This is a genomic window from Streptomyces sp. TRM68367 (genome assembly GCF_014495685.1).
Taxonomy (GTDB): Bacteria; Actinomycetota; Actinomycetes; order Streptomycetales; family Streptomycetaceae; genus Streptomyces.
This window is the reverse complement of the sequence record NZ_JACTVI010000005.1, coordinates 134,627-153,598: the sequence shown is the minus strand read 5'-3', so window position 1 is coordinate 153,598 and position 18,972 is coordinate 134,627. Positions and strand designations below refer to the sequence as shown.

Below are 18,972 nucleotides of genomic sequence, written 5' to 3'. Positions count from 1 at the left end.
GGACGGTCAGTTGTACCGGCTCCGCCCGGCCACGGCGACGAACCCGGCCCACGTTCCACGCGTGAACGCGAGATGCGGGCCGCTGCGCTCCCTGGAGTCCCGTACGTAGATGGCGGTGTGGGGGGTGGCTAGCTCTGCCGCCATCGAGTGTGACCCGGAACTTGGTTCCTGAGCTGACCGCGTGACCGGCGGCGTGACGATGGCGAGTTGCGCGGAGACGATCTTGCCGCCCGACGGGTGAAGGTAGGCATCCCAGCGCTGACTCAGTGCTGCGACCACCAGCGGTAGCCCACGACCGGTCTGGGCGTCGTCCTCCGGCATCCCTGGCTTGGGCAGGTCCGTGCTGGTGTCCCAGACCTCAACGAGCGCCACCGGCCCCGCTACACGCACCCGCACCGCGACGAGCGGCAGTGTTTCCCGCATCAATGCCGAGGGCTTGGGGTCCTCGGTGCCCGTCGCCTTCACGGAGTTGGTCAGCAGCTCCGAGGCGATCACCTCGGCGTCCGCGCGCAAGTGGCCAAGGCCGAAGTCGTCGAGGCAGCGAGACACGAACTGCCGCCCCCGCGTCGCCGCCAAGGGCTCCGCCGAGTGCCTGAACCAGTACGTCGTCACATCCACGGCGCGATCACCTCCCGGCAGCGCGAACAGGCGGGGAGTCTGCGGCGACCGGTGCCAGGCAGCAGACGATCAAGGACATACGTCACGAGGGTCAAGGGTCGGTCCTCCCAGTCGATCAGGGCCACGCCCCAAAGGTGCGCGGTCCTCCTGCTGCGACAAGCCCACGGCGGAAGTGCAGAACCCCACGGTGCCGCCCGGCAAGCCTCGCCAGCCTCTACAGGGCAGGCTCAACTCACTGCGTCGGCCCCGTCACGCTGGGCTTGCGCTGTTCCCCAGCATGGCTCTGATGGACTGTCGTCTGCAAGCTATTCAAATGAAGTCCCTTCATTTGCGAATCGGCTTGGTGATCAGGCCCCCGATGAGCGACACTCGGCCGTGACCGCTCATGCAGGGATGAAGGGATGTGAGCGTGACCGCAAGGCCGCCAACGGTGCGCCTCCGCCGCCTCGCGTCGGAACTCAAACGGGCGCGGAAAGCCGCCGGGCTGAGTCAGGGCGACGTGACCGCACAGACGCGGATCAGCCCGGCCACGCTGTACCGCATCGAAAAGCCGGAAGGCCGGCCGCAGATGCGCACCCTGCTCACGCTGCTCGACCTCTACGGGGTCGGCGCCGACGTGCGCTCGCGGGTCATGGCACTGCATGAGGGAGCCGATACACAGGGGTGGCTGCGGCCCTACCGCGACGCGCTGCGCGACGAGTACAACGCCTACATCCAGTTCGAAGCGGAGGCAATGGTCGTCCGTAACTGGGAGGCCCTGTATATCCCCGGCCTGCTCCAGACCGAGCCATACGCCCACGCCGTCATCAAGGGGCACCTGCCCAACGCCACCCCCGAAGACCTCGAACAGCGCGTCAAGGCGCGCATGGACCGCCAAGAAGTCCTGACCAAGAAAGACCCGCTCGAACTCACCGTGATCATGGACGAGGCCGCGCTGCACCGGCAGGTCGGGGGCCCGCACGTCATGGCCGAGCAATTGCAACGACTCGAAGCGACGGTCGACTTGCCGCACGTCAGCCTGCACGTCATCCCCTGGGATGTGGGGGCGCATCCGGGGATGCCCGGCTCGTTCGTCGTGCTGTCCTTCGCCGACCCCGACGACGGCCAGATCGTCTACATCGACTCGATGGCCAACGACAGCTTCCTGGAATCGCCGGCGGACATCGACCGCTACGGCGGCATCTTCGACGACCTGCGTCGGCGCGCCCTGAGCCCCGACGATTCAGTTGCTCTGATCGCCAAGACGAGGCGCGAGTGCACCCGAGAATTGGAGACAGCATGAACACCCCCGACAGCCTCGCCCACGCCCACTGGATAAGGAGCAGCTACAGCAGCGGCGAGGGCCAGTGCGTAGAGGTCGCGCCCCTGCCCGCCGCCATCGCCGCCCGCGACAGCAAGAACCCCACAGGCCCGGTGCTCGTGTTCAGCCCGGAAAGATGGGCCGGGTTCATCCGGGGCGTCAACGCCAACGACTTCCGTCCATAACCCACGCATCCGACGCGCCCCCGCTTCGATCAACGAAGCGGGGGCGCTCGGCATATGGCGGCGGCGCAGAACCGCCCGGCTGGCCGATGGATCCGTGGTCGGTTCCCGCGATCCGCGCATGCGCACCATCCAAGTCGACGACGGACAGCGCATCGTCGATCACCTGATCCACCGGACAGACCCTGGTCCGGCTCGTCAGTCGACGCGTCGGACGCGTTGGCCCGTGATGCCGGCGATGGCGTCGAAGTCCTTGTCCGCGTGCAGGACGGTCAGTTTGTGGTGTGCGGCGGTGATCGCGACGAGCAGGTCGACGGGGCTGGCGGACTGGTGCCAGCTGCGGTCGGCGAGGTCCCGTTGTAGCTGAGCGGTCTTCTGCCAGGCGTCTTCAGGTACTTCGTAGTGGGGGAAGGTTTCGTGCAGTACGGCGTCGGCTTCGTAGTAGTCGGCGCGGCCGCCGACCGCGCGCAGGAATTCCTGGCGGATCGGCTCGCACAGGCCGACCAGGCCGGCGGTGACGGTGTCGTCCCAACCGGGAGAGGTCTGCCCCCGGTAGAAGCGGATGAGAGCGGAGGTGTCTGCCAAGAACCCTTCCCTCACGCCGCGTCGGCTCCCGCCGAGTGGTCGCCGGAGTCGGCGCCGTCCTCGTCGATCAGGTCGAGGTCGACCTTGCCCTCGCTGACCATGTGCCGCATGCGCTCGATGGCGGCTGCGCGTCGCCGACGGTCGTTGATCTCGTGGAGGGCGGCGTTGACGGTGTCCTTCTTGGTGGTGGTGCCCAGGTAGCGGGCGGCTTCGGCAAGTGCGTCGTCATCGACGTCGATCACGGTACGGGCCATGTGGACCACCTCCGAAGAGCCTGATATCTAGATTCGCAATAAGGATATCAATGCACGGGACGTCTGGCCCGCCTCGACGTCCGCCTGGACGTGGGCGAACTGCGGATCGAGGTCACCGACGCCTGCGGCGAGCGGTGGCCGACACCACAACACCCCGACGACGGCGATGAGTCGGGGCGTGGCCTGCTGCTCGTCGAGGCCCTGACCGACGACTGGGTGTACGCCCGCACCGCCCCGGAGGTAAAACGGTGTGGGCCGTGTGCCGCCGGTAAGTCAGTGGCCCGCGTCCCGCCGCCCCTGGACCACTCAGACCCGAACGAGTTCGCCCAGCGTGTCACGCAGGGCCGCGCCACCGTCCGGTGCGGCCACCGCCACCTTCCGCAGGTCCTCTCCCGTCAAATACCGGTAGCTCTGTGGTGGATGGAACGACCCGGAAGCCCGCAGGGCCGCCAGCGACACCGGCGATTCGAAGGCCACGGGCGCTTCCAGCGAGAGCCCGCTCGCCTGGAGTGCTCCGCTCATGTACTCGTCGTACTCGCGTCGGCTGATTCCGGCCTTCGTCCGGCTGGCGGACCAGACCTCGCGGGGCGAGGCCACCCGCACCGAGGTGATGCGCGCGAGGCCCACGATGGCCATGGTGGGGGCGGTCGCGTAGAGGAGGACCGGAGTCCCGGGCGGGGCGGCGACGCGCTGGCGGCGGACCTCCACCGTCTTCGTCCCGGCCAGGATCGCCGTGGCGAACCGAGGGTGGACGGACAGCAGCATCGCGCGCTCCGGATCGTTCACGTCGTTCGGTGCCCCTCTTCATAAACAGCCTGGAACAGCGCGTTGCTGATCTTCGACAGCGACATCAGTGACAACGGTAGCCGCAGCTTCCCGGCCAACGCGGTCAACCGGGAATGCGTCACTTGTACAGGAAAGATCTCCGTGTCGGAGAACCTCAAGGCCATGACCTTCCCTGAGCTGTCGGCTGTCGCGCGCACGTCGGCACGACCATATACGCCCAGGTGTTCGAATTTCGAGAAGAGAGTGTCAGGTTCGTCGACGATCACTTCGTCCAGGCGTGAGCAGCCGATCACCATCTGTCCCTGCTGCCCGGAGGTGCCCTTGCTGACGTACCAGAGGATTCGGGCGGGGACCGACTCCCCACGGCGCCCTGACGATCGGTAGTAGACGTGCTCACGGCTGATGCCGAGCGCGTCGGCCCGGGGGACGAGCATGGCCGGAACGTCGAACAGTTCCGTCGACCAACGGGGCTTGATGGGTGCGATGAAGGACGGCAGAGCCGAATCGATGAGCTTCACCGGCCACCACACCCGCTCGGCCACGCTCGCGATCTCTGGCGGCACCTGAGGATCCAAGGCCGGCATCACGCGCCCCAGGCGGCTTCCGATCTCAGCGGCTACCGCGGACACGGCGTCGGCGGAGCCGCACACATCGACGAGGACAGCGGTGAAGCCGGTCTCATCGGCGAGGAAGCCGTCGCTGCCGGCTGCCGCCTTGGCTGCCGCGGACATGTACGGATCCGCGATGCGGACCGCTTGCGCACTTCTCTCTCGGGCGAGCTTCTTCAGCATGAAGAGCAATTGCCTCGCGAGTGTCTCCTCCAGGGGGTGTGAAGCGGTACGCAGGAAGGCGACATTGAGTGTGCGGCCGTCCATGGCCCAGTCGTTCAGAGCCACAGGGCGTCCCGCTCCGTCCCGGAGCAGTTCCCTGTGCCACAGCATACCGTCTGTGGCGAGGCGTTTCAGTCGCTCCGCGAAGGCGGAACCCCTGTCGCCGTCGGCCTGGTCGAAGAAGGCGACCAGCTCACCTTCGCTGCCGGGTGTGACCGTCTCGGCGGAAAAGGCGGTGCCCATGAGATCGGCCGGCCGGTACACCTGGGCCTGGTGCAGTTCATCCACATGCAGGGTGACCACCGCGGGGGAGACGACCTTGACGCGTGCTACGCCCCAGGCGATATCGGCCAGGGCGGCAAGTCCGGGATCGCGTGTCACCAGTACCTGAAGGCCGGCGCAGGACGTCTCGGCCACGTACCGCAGGTGGGCGCGCTGCTCGGCGGCGAGGGGTACGCCGGGCGACTCTTTCCGCACTGCCGCGACCAACTCCGCCAAGCGGACCGAAACCGCTGCGGTGTCAGGGGACAGTGGCCGCAGCCCGGCCAAGCCAGCGCGCTGATGCCGCCGTTCTTCCGCCTTCTCCACGTCGCGTACGGCGTGCAGCAGCTGCGGTGTATGAGCGAGCTCGATCAGGTCGGCGAGCCATCCCGCTTCGAGGGCCTGCGACTCCTTCACCGCTTGCTCCGACCCCGCACCGCGGAGTCCTGCGAAGACGCTGTGGTCGACGGTCACCACGAGCAGAGCCTCGCTCTGAGCCTCGGTGAACAGGTCCTCATGGCCGAGGTCGAGCCACCAGGTGTCCAGGATCTCCCTGTCCTTGCCCCTGCCCACGCTCTCGCCCTTGGGGACGAAGCCGAGGCCCGCCCACATGTCGCTGAGGCCGTAGTCGCGACGGCACTTGGCCCGGATTCCGAGCCGGTGCGCGTGCTGCTCCCGAATGGTCTTGATCAGTCGGTGTGCGACTCCCTTCTTCCGGTGCTCCTCGGCCACGCACAAGTGGGCGAGGCGCACATGGAGATTCCGTTTCGGGAGCCCGAAGAGCGCGTAGCCGACGACTTCCCCGTCCTCCACGGCCGCCAACAGGCCGCCGTCCTCGGCGTGCTTGTGGTAGGCGGGCGGCGTGAGCAGGCCCAGATACTTCGTGTACCGGTCGCCCAGGGCGATGACCGGGCCCATCAGCTCCGACCCCTCCCCGGACACCGGCAGCACCTTGATCGCCATGTTCCCCCTCCGCCACTTGTCCGGCCGATCAACGTCCCAGGTGAATCTTGCCAAGCGGAGCCGCCTACGGACCATGGATTGATCAGATGGGGCCGCACCCAACCCGGTCAATTGTAAACTCAGTCAATGCTTGCTGTTGTAGCGGAGCTTGGCGTAGGAAGGCGAGGCGCGTATGCCGCAGATCGCGATCACCAACACCTTCTGGGAGGGCGTGGACCGGCTCGACAAGCCCTCCCGCGCCCGCGTCCACAAGGCGATGGGGAAGTTCCAGCAGCTGACGGTCCACCAGTTGCACGCCGACAAGGGCCTGCACCTGGAGTCCGTGGTCGGCTCCCGCGATCCGCGCATGCGCACCATCCGGGTCGACGACGGACAGCGCATCGTGCTGCTCGCGCCCGACGACGGCAGTGACGTGTTCGTCTTCGTCCATGTGGTCTCGCACGACAAGGCGTACTCCTGGGCCAAGCGGCGGCTGTATTCCGTCAACGCGGTCACCCGCTGTCTCGAAGTGCGTGATCTCACCGCCATGGAGCAGGTCACCCCGCTCTTCGCCCAGGAGGCCGAGGCCGCGCCGCAGCTCTTGTTCGCCGGCTGGTCGGACACCGTGCTGCGGCACCTGGGTGTCGACGACGTCACGCTGCGCGCAGCCCGCGTCATCACTGGCAAGGCACAGTTGGAAGCCTTCGGGTCGCTGATGCCCGAGGACCAGTTCGAGGCGCTGTGGCTGCTCGCGGAAGGCTTCGACCCCGACGACATCTACCGTGACCTCGCCGCGGCGCGGCAGGCGGTCGCCGGTGACGAGTCCGAGGAGAAGCGGGGCGAGCTGGCCGCCGCCGTCAGTCGTACCCGCAGCCGGATCGCCCTCGTCACCGGGCCCGAGGAGCTCGCCGACATTCTCGCCAAGCCCTTCGACGCGTGGCGGATCTTCCTGCACCCGACACAGCGGCGGGTGGCCTACCGGCCGGCGTACGCGGGCCCCGCCCAGATCACCGGCGGCCCCGGCACCGGCAAGACCGTGGTCGCCCTGCACCGCGTCAGGCATCTGCTCGGGCGCTCACCCGACACCCGCGTCCTGCTCACCACGTACACCGGCGCGCTCGCCCGCTCGTTGCGCTCCGGACTCGCCCTGCTCCTCGACCACGACCAGGCGCTCCTCGGCCGGGTCACCGTCAACACGGTCGACGCCACCGCGCACCGCATCGTGCGGGAGCTGCACGGGAGTCCGGGGAGCGTCCTCGGCGACAAGGACGAGCGGCGGCGCTGGCAGCGTCTGGCCCGCAGGCTCGAACTGCCGTGGACCGACGCCTTCCTGGCCCAGGAGTACCGGCATGTGCTGCTCGCCCAGGACCTGCGCACCCGCGAGGAGTACGAGAAGTGCCTTCGGCGTGGGCGCGGCAGCAAACTGGCGGCCGGGCAGCGTCCGCGGCTCTGGCAGGCGATGGCGCAGTTCGAGGAGGAACTCGCCCGCGACCGTGCCTGCACCTGGCTGCAGTTGTGCGCCCGGGCCGCCCGGCTGCTGAAGGACAGGCCGGGCGAGGGCCCCTCGTACGACCATGTGGTGGTGGACGAGGCGCAGGACCTGCACCCAGCCCAGTGGCGGCTGCTGAGGGCTCTGGTGCCGGAGGGGCCCGACGACCTGTTTCTCACCGGCGACCCGCACCAGCGGATCTACGACTCCCGGGTCTCGCTGCGTTCCCTCGGAGTCTCCGTCGCGGGGCGTGGTGCGCGGCTGCGCCTCAACTACCGCTCCACGGAGGAGATCCTGCGCTGGTCGCGGGCGCTGCTCGACGGGGAACCGGTGGCGGATCTGACCGGTGACGCGCCGGATTCGCTCTCTGGCTACCGATCCCTGCTGCACGGGGAGCGGCCCGTGTGCGAAGGGCACGGGACGGAGGCCGCCGAGGCCGATGCCGTCGTCCGCAGGGTGAGCGCGTGGGTGGCGGCCGGGGTCGCGCCGTCCGAGATCGCGGTCTGCGCCCGGTTCCACACGCAGACCGCGCGGATCGGCGACCGGCTCGCTCAGGCCGGGCTGCCCGTGGTACGGGTCAAGGACGGGGAGTCCGACGACGCGGCCGGGGTACGGGTGTCGAGTCTGCACAGTCTGAAGGGCCTTGAGTTCCGCTGTGTGGCCGTGGCCGGGGTGACCGTGTCGGCGTTTCCGTTCCCGCCGGCGGTGACGCCGGTCGAGGTCGATCCTCTGCAGAACGCGACGGATCTCGCGGCGGAACGGTGCCTGCTGTTCGTGGCGAGCACCCGGGCGAGAGAGGCGCTGTACATGTCGTACAGCGGACAGCCGAGCACCTTCCTCGACGGGGTGAGATAGCGGGAAGGGTGACGCTCGCGGTCGGCCTGTGAACAATGTCAATGCTCGCGCCTTGCCGTAGTAGTCTGCCGGACGCGCGGGAGGGGGAAAGTGGCTTGAACACGCGCCCGTAGGCGGGGGAGTGTCCGCAGTCATTGAGAAACGTCCAGGGAGTCCAGATGTCCACGCCCGGTGCCGTACCCGTGTCTCTGGCGGAAATCGCTCGTCTCGCGGGCGTCGGGCGGGCCGCCGTCAGCAACTGGCGGCGGCGTTATCCGTCGTTCCCCACCCGGATCGCCGGCACGGATGTGAACCCCCAGTTCTCCCTCACCGACATCGAGAACTGGCTGCGCGACAACAAGAAGCTCAAGAAGTCCGCCGAGCGCGAATGGCTCTGGCCCCGCTTCGAGGCCCTCGGCGGACGCGACCAGACGGGGGCGGCGGTCGCGGAGGTGGGCAGGAGGCTCGCCCGTCGGCGCGCGGCAGCTGAGTCCGCGTTCCCCGAAGAGGTGGCGGCGCTGATCGAGCGGGCTGTGGACCTCGGGTGGCGCGAAGGACGCTCGGAGACCTTCGCCTTTCTGCTGCGGCGCTGGCTGGACGTCCATGTACGCCAGATCGCCACGACACCCGAGCCGCTGGCCGCGCTCATGGCGGAGCTCGCCACCCGCGTCACGGCCGTCGACGGCGGCGTCACGGTGATGGACCCCGCGTGCGGCACCGGCCATCTCCTGATGGCCGCGACCGAGGCGGTCAAGACGGCAGGCGGTGGAGCGCCGACCCTGCTGGGCGGCGACCGTGAGCCCGTACTCGCGGCACTCGCCGAAGCCCGCCTGTGCCTCGCTGGGGAGCTATCGGAGACAGAGCCCGCGCGCATCGACGTACGGGAAGGGGACTCTCTGCGCGACGAACCGTTCGCCGACGACCCCGCCGACATCGTCCTGTGCAACCCGCCGTTCAACGAACGGGACTGGGGATACGAGGAGTTGGCCACGGACGCCCGCTGGAGCCACGGGCTGCCGCCGCGTACCGAACCCGAACTCGCCTGGGTCCAGCACTGCCTGGCCGGGCTGCGACCCGGCGGCGCGGCCGTGCTGCTGCTGCCCCCCGCCGTGGCGGCGCGAAAAGCGGGTCGGCGCATCCGCGGATCGTTGCTGCGCACCGGCCAGTTGAAGGCCGTCGTCGCGCTGCCGCCGGGCTGCGCCGCGCCGCACAGTGTCTCCCTGCACCTGTGGGTGCTGCGGGCGCCCGTACCAGGTGAAGAGCCACATACGGGAGGCCACCTGCTGGTGGCCGACGGCGTGTCCCGCTTTCCCCGCGACCCGGGCCGCGAGTGGGCCCCCGACTGGACGGCGATCGGCGACTTCGTGCGCGAGGCCGTCGGGCGGACGGATCCGGCCGAGGTCTCTCCCTTCGTACGACGCGTACCCGTCATCGAGCTCCTCGACGACGAGGTCGACCTCACTCCGGGACGTCACATCACCCCGTCCCCGGCGGACACCGCACCTCGACTGGCGGAATCCTGGCGGGAGTTCAAGGATCTGGCCGCCAGGGTGACCAAGTCGGCCCGGCTGCTCGCGTCGCTCGAACTGACCTCCTCCGCACAGGACTCGCCGACGGCTACCACCGTCGCCGAACTGGCGCGGGCGGGGGCGCTCACCCTACGCGGCGGTCAGCAACCACCGGAGGCAGCGGTTCGTACCGGGGTGCCGTCCGCCGAGGACATTCCGCTCCTGACGGTTCCCGATCTGCTGTCGGGCGGTGAACCCAGGGGGCATCTCACCGCCGACGACCCCGCGGTGCGCGAGGCCGTGATCGCCGAACCCGGGGACATCGTGGTGGTGGGGGTGGCACGGGCGTTCTCGGCTTGGGTCCACGAAGGGCCGCCGACCGCTCTGGGGCCCCAGCTCCACGCCGTGCGAGTGCAGCCCGAGCAGCTCGACGCCTGGTTCCTCGCCGGTTCGCTGCGCGCCCCGGCCAATGTCCGGCAGGCCGGGACGCACGCGACGAGCTCCTCCCGTATCGATGTCCGGCGCCTCCAGGTCCGCCAGGTGCCGCTCCGTGAACAGCGGCGCTACGGCGAGGCGTTCCGCGAGCTCGCCGCCTTCGAACAGCTGGCGAGGCGCACCGCCGAACTCGGTGCTGACCTTGTCCACGATCTCGGCGACGAACTGGCGGCCGGGCGGCTCGCGGGCGGGGCGTAGAGCGCCCGAGAGGGGCAGGCGCCGCATGCGGCGAGGCGAGGCATGTCACGGCGCCCTCCCCTGCGGTCAGGCCCCTGGCCCGCCCTGGTCGTCCGCATCCGCGAGCCGGGCAGAGAGCTGGACATCGACCTCGCGCCGCACGGACTCGACCTGTACGGCGAGCTCGCCCGGCAGGCCCGCGGCCGTACGTCCCGCGGCGTCGACGGCGGCGACGGCGGCGTCCAGCTCACCGAAGGCGAGGCGGCATTCGGCCAGCCGCAGCCGCACCACCGCCCGCTCCGCCCGCTCGGCCGGACCGTCGCCGTGCAGGAGAGTGTTGTCGATGCCTTGGTAGAGACGGGCCGCGGAGCCGAAGTCCCAGGCCAACCGGAGCCCGTCCGCCGCTCCCCGCCATACGCGGCGCACCAGCGGGCGGCGCGCTCCCCACTCCGCACGCACCCGCTCCGCCAGTTCGCGTAGACGGCCGACCGCGTCTCCCGGTTTACCGGCGGCGATCTCCGACTCGGCCCGTGTGCAGAGGAGTTCCACCGCGCGGGCGTCCAGCCATTCCTCCTCGCCCGCCACCGGGGACGTGACCGGCGGCGCGGCGGGAGCGCGGTGCGTGCGCGGAGCCCGGTCCGCGGGTCGGCGCAGCGGGGTCGTGGGGTCGGGGTGGGTGCGCGGTCGGGGTTCGGGGTCGTCAGGCTGGGGGCCGAGCGGGGCGAGGACCGCCAGGACCTCGTCGACGGGCGGACGCTGTCCGGGCTGCTTGGCGAGCATGCGGATCACCAGGTCGTCGATCGCCTCGGGGATGCCCGCGGCGTACACGCTCGGCGGCAGGGGATCCTCGTAGAGATGTCTCTCGGTGAGACCGGAGTCCGCGCCGAGCGGGAACGGCGGGCGTCCGGTGAGCAGTTCGTAGAAGACGCAGCCGAAGCAGTACACGTCCGTACGCGCGGTCGGCTCGCGCTCCAGGAGCTGTTCGGGTGCCAGGTAGCCGCGGGTGCCCAGCGTGGAGCCGTGCGCCGTGTACCGGGTGGCGTCGGCCCGCAGCGGCTTGGCGATACCGAAGTCGATGAGGACGACCGCCCCTTCGTCGTCGATCATGATGTTGGGAGGCTTGAGGTCCCGGTGCACGACGGGCAGCGTGTGTGCGCAGGCGAGTGCTCCCGCCATCTGTACGGCGATGGCGATCGCCGACATCACCGGCAGCGGTGTGTGCTCATCGAGGAATGTCCGCAGACTCACTCCGGTCACCAGGCGCATGGCGATGTACGGCACACCCCGGTGCGATCCGCTGCCGTACAGCTCGGTGATGCCCGGGTGGTCGAGCGTGCCCAGCAGTGTGGCCTCGCGCCGGAACCGGGCGTTTCTGACGGCGAGTTCGGCCGCCCTCTCGTCCGGGTCCAGGGCGTACAGGGCCTCGGAGTCGTGGCGCAGGAACTTCACCGCGACCTCGCGCCCCGCGGCAACCTCGTGATTCTCGGGAGCCTCATGGCCTGGGAAGACCTCGCGGGCGCGCCAGACGTGGGCCATCCCGCCCTTGCCGAGCGACTCCGTCAACTCGTAGCGCCCGTCGATCAGATCGCCCGTGCCTGGCTTGTACATCTCCGCGTACGAATCCGCGTCCACGCCGCGCAGCTCCTTCGCCTCCCGCACCATTCAGCACACCAGCCTAGCGTGAAGTAACCCCCTTGCGAGAAGTTCATGGACTCAGTTCACAAACGTATGTCATGCTGGGGTTGCGTCCGGGGCTCAGGGTCAGGGTGTGTCAAGCCCGACGGTCCTGGACGCCCTCCTGCCCATGCCGCCCTCCACGGGGGTCACCATGCAGAATCCACCGGGCGTCACCGGAGACGACTGGCTGATCAGGGCGAGTCCCCGGATGGCCCGGCCCGCCGCCGCGGCCTGTCCCACGCACCGCCGCATCGCGATGCGGCCCCAGCTCGTGGCCGAGCCGGCCATGCCGTTCCTGTCCACGCCGTACGAGGAGTTCGGGTTCGACCCGCTCTTCACGGCGCTCGACCTCGTGGAGCACCGCGGTTGGTCCGTCGAGCGGGTGCGTACGGAACTGCGCGGCACCCGCGGGCCGTTCCGCGGCCGGGGCGCGCCGGTCCACCCCGTCCACCTCGCGTGGACCGCCCACGCCCTGGAGCGGTACATCGCGGCCCGCACCCGGGAGCAGGCCGCGGCCGAGGAGTCGGGCTTGCCGCCGACCGCGGCGGTCAAACTCTCGTGGACGTGGCGCACCCGCCGCACGGACGTCCCCGACCCGCGCGGTGCCCGGCAGTACGAGCACACCCTGTGGGGCCGCATGTACGCCTCCGCCGACGGGACGGTGCGCGATCTGTGGCTGCCCTCGCTGGGCCGGGCCAAGAGCAGCCGCCCCGAGGCCGAACTCGGAGCCGTGGCACAGGTGATGGCGTATGGGGCACCCACGCCCTGGCGCAGGGCGCGTGATGAACCCCCGGCCGAGGCGACCGACACCACCCGCTCACCTGCCCTGGTGCGTGTCTTCGACGTGGGATGCGCCGACGGCTCGGTGGAACCGCTGCTGGGCGTGGCACCACGGTTCGGCGAAGGCCCCGACGAGGCGAGGGAGCGGTTCGAGAGCCACACCGTGTCGGCGTTCCTCGCCGCCACGACCGCGACCGGTACCCGGCCCGGCGAGAGCTGCGTCGACTGCAAGGCCCTCGCCGGCTGTACGGACTTGAGGCGCACCCCGGGTCTGTGGGGCGGGCGGCCCCCGTCCTTCGCACGCAAGCGCCGCTCTGTTTCCGCCTGGGACCTGAGGCTGTACGCCGAATGCCCCGCCCAGTACCACCTGGTGCGGCGCCTGCATCTCAACGATCTGTCCGCCGAGAACGAGGGAGCGCGGCGCGGCAGGGTCGTCGACTCCTGGCTGGACGCGCGACACGGCGAACGGCCGGTGCGCGGCTGCCGGGACAGCGCGTCCTCCGACCCGGCCGCGCTGCGGTCCGAGACCGGTCTGGACGACACGTCCGCGCGTGAGGCCGCCGGAATGCTGGCCGAGCACCGGCTGCTGTGCCCGCTCAACGGACTCGACGCCGACGAGCGCGTACTCGTACAGCATCGGGTCACGGCCTACGTGCCGGAGCTCGATGTCGTCGTGCTCGCCGTACCCGATCTGGTGTACACCCATCGCGGCCGGTGGATCTGGCGCGAGACGAAGACGTCCGCCCGCCCGTTGTGGGATCGGGAGCCGCTGCTCCGCACGTACCCGCAGCTGGCACTCGGCGTCCTGTTGTTCCACGCGGGGGCGCTGGGCGACGACCCGCGCCGCTCCTGGGTCGAACTGGAGCATCTGCGCGAGGGCCACGGAGAGAGCAGGCTCGAACGCGTCGACCCCGGCCGCGCCCAGATCGTCGACGAGGCCCGGGACGTCATCGCCGGCCTCGCCCAGCCGCTCCTGGACGACACCACGTACGAACCGAGGACCGGACGCCACTGCCACGGCTGCCAGGCGCGGACCTGGTGCCGGCCCGGCACCGCCTACGTCACCGACCATCCGCTGCCGCACGGCGCCGACGTGCCCTCGCACGCGGGCGGCCCGAAGCCGAGCGTCCCACCCCAGTCGCGAGGAGGTATTCCGGTCCATGACTGACCAACAGCCCACACCGGACTGGCTGTTCAACCCGGACGTCGTCCTGCTCCGGGACGTGGCCACCGCCGTCCTGCATCTGGCCGCCGTCGACGACCTCGACGCCTTCATCCTGCCCTATCCGCCCAGCGCGCAGCGCGCCCTGGACGCCCTGGTCCTCCAGTGCCTGCGCAACGAGGCCAGGCCCCCGACCGGCGTCCCCGAGATGATGCGCTGGGCCCGCGCCCGGCCGCTCGGCAACTGGCCCCTCGACCAGCTGCCCCCCGACCTGTTCGACATCGCGGACCGGTTGATCGACGAGGACTCGGGGGAACCCGCACAGCTCTGCCACGAACTCGCCGTCCGCGGATACGGCGACAGCACCGGACGCCAGTACGACCGCATGGTCATCCACGAAGCCCTGCGGGCCTGCCGCGCCATGTCCTCGCCCGAGTCGTACACGGCCTTCCGCCGCCTCCTGGTCACCCGGCCGGTCCTCACCGAGGAGGAATGGGCCGAGGTCAGCTGCGACCTCTTCCTCGACCCGGTCCGGTTCCTCGTCGAGGAGATCTACGCCCCCGTCCCCGCCGGGTTCCGGCGGGACGGCTCCTATCTGTGCTGCCACCGCTGCCTGACCCTGCTGCATCCGGTCTCCGACACCGAGTGGTGGTGCGAGCGGGACCAGTGCCGGCACCGAGGTCCCGCGCCGCACGGCCGGGAACTCGTGGCGGCGCAGGTGGGAGAGGTGCGCCAACTGCGCAAACCGCTGCGGCTGTCCGTCACCGGGCCGGGACAGGCGGAGACCTCCCTGGAGGGCGAGCTGCGGGCGCTGGGACTCACCGTCGAGATGTGGCCCAACTACGACTCGTACGACGTGCGCGTCACGTTCCCCGACGGCCACGTGTGGGCCGTGGACGTCAAGGACTGGGCGCATCCCGCCTTTCTAGGCCGCAGCGCGACCGCGGTGCGCGCCGAACCTCCCTACGACGAAGCCTGCTGGGTCGTCCCGGAATTCAGGGTCCGCGCACGCCGCGACTACCTCGACAGCTACGCCAGGGAGCGGGGCGCTCAGGCGGGTGGACTGCGGCTGCTGACGGACAGGCAGCTGGTGCGGGCCGCACGGCTGCGTCTGTCAGGTGACCGCGGGCCGGACGCCTTCATCGGCCCCCTTCCCACCGGAGCGGGCGGACCGTCGGGCCCCGGCCGACGAGCCACTGGGAACCGCCCCGCGGACAACACGACACCGGCCGAGGACGCCGGGCAGGACGGAGTGGACGATGCGTGACCGCAGCAGCTGGTACCAACCGGTCGTAGCCGCGTTGGGGCCCTGGCCCGAAGAGCACGCCAGGACCCGGCCCGCCCTGCTGTGCCAGGTCGAGCTCGCCCTGCGGCTGATGGAGACCGTGGCGCCCGGCCACGCCGCCGACGGAGCGTGGACGCTCCTGGGCGGCTACGGCCTGGCCTTCGCGCGCGCCACGAAGCTGTCCGTCGGCGAGGCGGAACAGGTCGCGCTCACCGCGGCCCGGCACCTGCTCTGGCCGATGCGCCGCGCCCGGATGTGGCACCAGTCCCTGGACGCCTACCTGCGACTGCCGGAAAGGCTGCGCGCGTACCGTGTCCCGGCGGAGGGGGAACCGGCGTACCGGCTTCCCCTCGTGGTCGCCGCCGACCGCTTCGCCGTGTACGACGAAGCGCTCGCGCACCTGCCCGGCTTCGCCGTCAAGCCGCTGGAGCAGGTGGTGGAGGGCGAGCACCGCTTCATGGACCGCCGCCACCGGCGCACTTCCGTCACCATCCCGGCCGACCTGGTACGAGACCCCCTCCCGGGTCACCCCCTCACCACCGAACGCCCCGCCACCGCGGGCCCGCTGGACGTACCGCTGGACGTACCGCTCGACGAACTCGCCGACGTGGCGCGCTGGATGGACGAGGAGGAGCGGCGTCTTGGCCGAAAGGCGGGCAACTGGGCCCAGCGCCTCCACGACCTCGACCTCGACACCCGCACCCCGGACGGGACCGCCTTCGCGCCGGCGTCCGCGCTGCCGCTCGACCGGCTCACCCACCTCGTCGGCATGGTCGGCGCCGGCAAGTCGACCCTGATGACTCTGCTCGCGGTCTGGGCGCACCACAACTCCCTGCGCATCACACTCGTCGTCGGTGACGTGGCCGAGCAGCTCACCCTGACCGAACTCTTCCGCGGTCTCGGCCTGAAGGCCGCCTTGATCCAGGGCGGCACCACACGGCCTCAGCACACCCAGCGGCTGCACCGCAGGCTCGCCGCGCGCGGAGCGCACTCACTCCTCGCCCACACCGACGCGGCCTTCAGACACCTCAGCACCGCCTGCCCGTTGGACGCGCTGCGCGCCCTCGACACATCGGAGCCGCTGCGCTACAACGACGCGCCATGCGGCGGCCTGCACCCCGTGCGGCCGGCCGCCGACTCCGGCGACGCTCCTCAGGAGTCGGCGGCCGAACACGCCGTACGCGAACTCGAACGCGCCCGTGGCGCCGCCGGGAGGCAGCCCCCCGAGGACGACAGTGACGAAGAGGAGGAGTGGGGCACCCCGCACGCCTGTCCGTTGTGGAGCGCCTGCCCTCGCCACTCCGCCGCGCGTGACCTCGTGGACGCGCTGATCTGGGTGGCGAACCCCGCCAGCCTTGTGCAGACGGCCGTACCGCGCCAGCTCAACGCCGAACGCCTGCGCTACCTGGAACTGGCCTGCCTGCGCAGCGACATCGTGGTCGTCGACGAGGCCGACCGCGTACAGATGCAGCTGGACCAGATGTTCGCGCCGTCGGCCACTCTCGTCACCACCGGTGTCTCCGAATCCTGGCTCGACCAGCTGCAGACCCATGAGATCGCCGAACTCGCCCGGCAGGGACGGCTCCAGCTCTCCGACCAGGACGTGGAACGGTGGTCCGCCGCCCTGGACATCGTCGGCTCCGCGGCAGACCGGCTGTACGCCATGCTCATCGACGACGAAGGGCTGCGGAACTGGGCGCAGATCGACTACTTCAGCGCATGGACCCTCCAGGAGAAGCTGCTCAACGCCTGGTATCCGCTCACGCCCGGCCGGTCCGTCCGTCGCCCCGACAGCACGGAGGCGGGGGATGTCGAGGACGAGAACGCGCTGTACGAAGACGAGGACGACAGTGACGGCGAGGATCAGCCGGGAGGACACGAGGTCCCCGAACCGCAAGTGCCCTGGGCGCACCGCCGTAGCGAGATCACCGCGTTCTTCGACACCTTCCGGGACGATCCGCTCGGCGGGCGGGGCCCCTATCTGACGCCCGCCGACGAGCTCACCGCCCTCGCCCACGACGTCCTGCACACCCTCGACGAGAAGCGGACACGCAGCCGGGTCCGCGCGCTCCTCGACTCCTTCCTCGCCGGAGCGCCGGGTCCTCAGCAGCGCCCGCCGTCCACCGCCCGCCAGGGCAAGGAGCCGGCGCGCGAGGAGGTTCCTCTCACCGAGGAGTGGCGTGAACTGAACGCGCGGCGATTGGAGTTCACCCTCGTGCTTGCCGCGTTGCACCAGCGTCTGGACCGGGTGACGTTCCTGTGGCCTCAGGTGGAGGCAGCGCTGCGGCTCGACGCGGCGAGCCACGAACTGACCCGCCGACCACCCCTCGACTACGCGCCGCTCCTGCCCGAGGCACCCATGGGCAACGTCCTCGGCTTCCAGTACCTGATCGACGAACGGGCGGCCGCCCGCGACAGGGACGGCCGTCGCACCGGAACCCTGCGCTTCTTCCGCTGCGCGGGCGTGGGCCGCGAACTGCTTCTCGGCCTTCCCCAGCTCGGCGCCGATCTCGCCCGGGAGGAGGCCGGCCCGCACGTTCTGCTGATGTCGGGCACCAGCTGGGCCGGCACGTCCACCCGCGCCCATGTCCTCGCTCCCGTCCGGGCGGTCCTCAAACCGCAGAGCAGGGCGCTGCGGTCCATCCGGGACACCGTGTTCCGCACCGAGTTCGTCCACGACGCGGCCGGACAGCCGATCCGTCTCTCCGGACAGGACCCGGACAAACGCGAGGACGTCCTGCGTCTGATGATCGACCGACTGGCCCGTCCCCGTAGGGACGGAACCACCTCCCCGCTGCAGAGCGAACTCGCCCAGATCCCCGACCAGCGCCGCAGGCGCGCCCTCCTTCTGGTCGGCAGCTACACGGAGGCAGGGGTGGCCGCCGCGGCCCTGGACGAGATCCCGCGCTGGCGCGGGCGGGTACGTGTTCTGGCCGCCGACGACGCGGAACTGGAAGCGGCGGTCGACGGCGCGGCACCGACGGGGAGCCGGACACGGAGTACGGGGGCGGTGCGGCGCGGAGACCTCGCCTCCTTCGCCGAGGACCCGGACGCCGAACTGCTCGTCGCCCCCCTGCTCGCCGTCGAGCGAGGGCACAACATTCTCACCACCCCCCAGCGCCCCGGCGAGGAGAGGGTGGCGGCGTTCGGGACGGTGTTCTTCCTGGTCCGCCCCCACCCTCGTCCCGATGACCTGTCCCTGGCGGTGTTCGCCATCAACGACTGGGCGAGCAGGTTCGTACGCGGTCGACTGACCAGCCCGGAGGGAACGTTCGGGGAGCTGGTGACAGAGGCAGACGGTCTCGACGCGGCGGGCGGCACCTTCCGGACCGTCGCCCGCCGTGTCTGGCGGCACGTACTGTCCCGCCCCTACATCTACTCCGCGCTTCCCGACGACGAGAAGGAGTCCTTCGTCTGGGACCAGCTTGTCACCATCTGGCAGGTCATCGGCCGCCTCGTCCGCGGTGGTGTGCCGGCCCGCGTCGTGTTCGTCGACGCCGCCTTCGCACCGCGGCTGGCGGCGGCACAGGCACCCGTCGCTGACAGGAGCGGGCGGTCCCGCACCAGCGACCCGGGACTGCTGGTACGCCTTCGGGACGTTCTGGCCCCGTACTTCACCGGCACCGGCACCGAGAACACCACCGGCGGTACCGATCCCGACCCGGCCGACACCGAACTCGTCAAGCTGCTCTATCGGCCGTTGTACGAGGCCCTGTGCGGCCTGGACGCTCCGCCCGAGCCGCGCGGCACCGGCTGACACACCGAGACCCGCCACCTCCAAGGCCGTGGAAGACGCGGCACGCGACC

At 70.5% G+C, this 18,972-nt stretch carries 13 protein-coding genes; 7 read left to right on the top strand and 6 right to left on the bottom strand.

Annotated features, from left to right (window positions below):
• Positions 1-6 precede the first annotated feature (6 nt).
• The gene (locus tag H8R17_RS48565; protein ID WP_316959323.1) at positions 7-618 is read right to left on the bottom strand and encodes a DUF397 domain-containing protein; all 612 of its coding nucleotides are present in this window, start codon (positions 616-618) and stop codon (positions 7-9) included.
• Between the two features lie 403 nt (positions 619-1,021).
• Between H8R17_RS48565 and H8R17_RS05885 the strand changes: the two genes are divergently transcribed.
• Positions 1,022-1,900 carry a Scr1 family TA system antitoxin-like transcriptional regulator gene (locus tag H8R17_RS05885; protein WP_187822052.1) on the top strand — a complete coding sequence of 293 codons (879 nt, stop codon included), beginning with the start codon at positions 1,022-1,024 and terminating at the stop codon, positions 1,898-1,900.
• A complete protein-coding gene (locus H8R17_RS05880; RefSeq protein ID WP_187822051.1) occupies positions 1,897-2,103 on the top strand; it encodes a DUF397 domain-containing protein in 207 nt (68 codons plus the stop codon). The genes H8R17_RS05885 and H8R17_RS05880 overlap by 4 nt, the downstream gene beginning before the upstream one ends.
• A gap of 195 nt (positions 2,104-2,298) precedes the next feature.
• Here H8R17_RS05880 and H8R17_RS05875 read toward each other — a convergent pair whose 3' ends face one another.
• The 4 genes from H8R17_RS05875 to H8R17_RS05860 form a co-directional block, all read right to left on the bottom strand.
• Entirely contained in the window at positions 2,299-2,685 is a 387-nt protein-coding gene (locus H8R17_RS05875; protein ID WP_223124686.1) for a PIN domain nuclease, read from the bottom strand.
• An 11-nt stretch (positions 2,686-2,696) separates the two neighbouring features.
• Positions 2,697-2,939: a type II toxin-antitoxin system VapB family antitoxin gene (locus H8R17_RS05870; protein WP_187822049.1), complete on the bottom strand. Its 243-nt coding sequence runs from the start codon at positions 2,937-2,939 to the stop codon at positions 2,697-2,699.
• Between the two features lie 306 nt (positions 2,940-3,245).
• Positions 3,246-3,725, bottom strand: coding sequence for an ASCH domain-containing protein (locus H8R17_RS05865; protein ID WP_316959322.1), 480 nt, complete (start codon positions 3,723-3,725; stop codon positions 3,246-3,248).
• A complete protein-coding gene (locus H8R17_RS05860; RefSeq protein WP_262505047.1) occupies positions 3,722-5,854 on the bottom strand; it encodes a GNAT family N-acetyltransferase in 2,133 nt (710 codons plus the stop codon). Before H8R17_RS05860 ends, H8R17_RS05865 begins: the two co-directional genes overlap by 4 nt.
• A 97-nt stretch (positions 5,855-5,951) precedes the next feature.
• Between H8R17_RS05860 and H8R17_RS05855 the strand changes: the two genes are divergently transcribed.
• Positions 5,952-8,102, top strand: a complete 2,151-nt coding sequence (locus H8R17_RS05855) for a DEAD/DEAH box helicase (protein WP_187822048.1) — start codon at positions 5,952-5,954, stop codon at positions 8,100-8,102.
• A 158-nt stretch (positions 8,103-8,260) separates the two neighbouring features.
• Entirely contained in the window at positions 8,261-10,282 is a 2,022-nt protein-coding gene (locus tag H8R17_RS05850; protein ID WP_187822047.1) for an N-6 DNA methylase, read from the top strand.
• A gap of 66 nt (positions 10,283-10,348) precedes the next feature.
• Here the strand turns inward: H8R17_RS05850 and H8R17_RS05845 are convergent, their stop codons facing one another.
• Positions 10,349-11,923: a serine/threonine-protein kinase gene (locus H8R17_RS05845; protein ID WP_223124685.1), complete on the bottom strand. Its 1,575-nt coding sequence runs from the start codon at positions 11,921-11,923 to the stop codon at positions 10,349-10,351.
• A 106-nt stretch (positions 11,924-12,029) separates the two neighbouring features.
• Here H8R17_RS05845 and H8R17_RS05840 point away from each other — a divergent pair, with 106 nt between their 5' ends.
• Genes H8R17_RS05840 through H8R17_RS05830 form a run of 3 tightly spaced genes read left to right on the top strand, consistent with a single transcriptional unit; the run spans position 12,030 to position 18,922 of the window.
• Entirely contained in the window at positions 12,030-13,886 is a 1,857-nt protein-coding gene (locus H8R17_RS05840; RefSeq protein ID WP_316959321.1) for a PD-(D/E)XK nuclease family protein, read from the top strand.
• Positions 13,879-15,147 (top strand): hypothetical protein, encoded by a 1,269-nt coding sequence (locus tag H8R17_RS05835; protein WP_187822046.1) that lies wholly within the window; start codon positions 13,879-13,881, stop codon positions 15,145-15,147. The genes H8R17_RS05840 and H8R17_RS05835 overlap by 8 nt, the downstream gene beginning before the upstream one ends.
• Positions 15,140-18,922, top strand: coding sequence for a hypothetical protein (locus H8R17_RS05830; protein WP_187822045.1), 3,783 nt, complete (start codon positions 15,140-15,142; stop codon positions 18,920-18,922). Before H8R17_RS05835 ends, H8R17_RS05830 begins: the two co-directional genes overlap by 8 nt.
• Positions 18,923-18,972 lie beyond the last annotated feature (50 nt).

Excerpts from the sequence above, each read along its gene's own strand:
- H8R17_RS05880 (WP_187822051.1), top strand. The coding sequence starts at position 1,897 with ATGAACACCCCCGACAGCCTCGCCCACGCCCACTGGATAAGGAGCAGC.
- H8R17_RS05870 (WP_187822049.1), bottom strand. The coding sequence starts at position 2,939 with ATGGCCCGTACCGTGATCGACGTCGATGACGACGCACTTGCCGAAGCC.
- H8R17_RS05860 (WP_262505047.1), bottom strand. The coding sequence starts at position 5,854 with ATGGTCCGTAGGCGGCTCCGCTTGGCAAGATTCACCTGGGACGTTGAT.
- H8R17_RS05855 (WP_187822048.1), top strand. The coding sequence starts at position 5,952 with ATGCCGCAGATCGCGATCACCAACACCTTCTGGGAGGGCGTGGACCGG.
- H8R17_RS05850 (WP_187822047.1), top strand. The coding sequence starts at position 8,261 with ATGTCCACGCCCGGTGCCGTACCCGTGTCTCTGGCGGAAATCGCTCGT.
- H8R17_RS05845 (WP_223124685.1), bottom strand. The coding sequence starts at position 11,923 with ATGGTGCGGGAGGCGAAGGAGCTGCGCGGCGTGGACGCGGATTCGTAC.
- H8R17_RS05835 (WP_187822046.1), top strand. The coding sequence starts at position 13,879 with ATGACTGACCAACAGCCCACACCGGACTGGCTGTTCAACCCGGACGTC.
- H8R17_RS05830 (WP_187822045.1), top strand. The coding sequence starts at position 15,140 with ATGCGTGACCGCAGCAGCTGGTACCAACCGGTCGTAGCCGCGTTGGGG.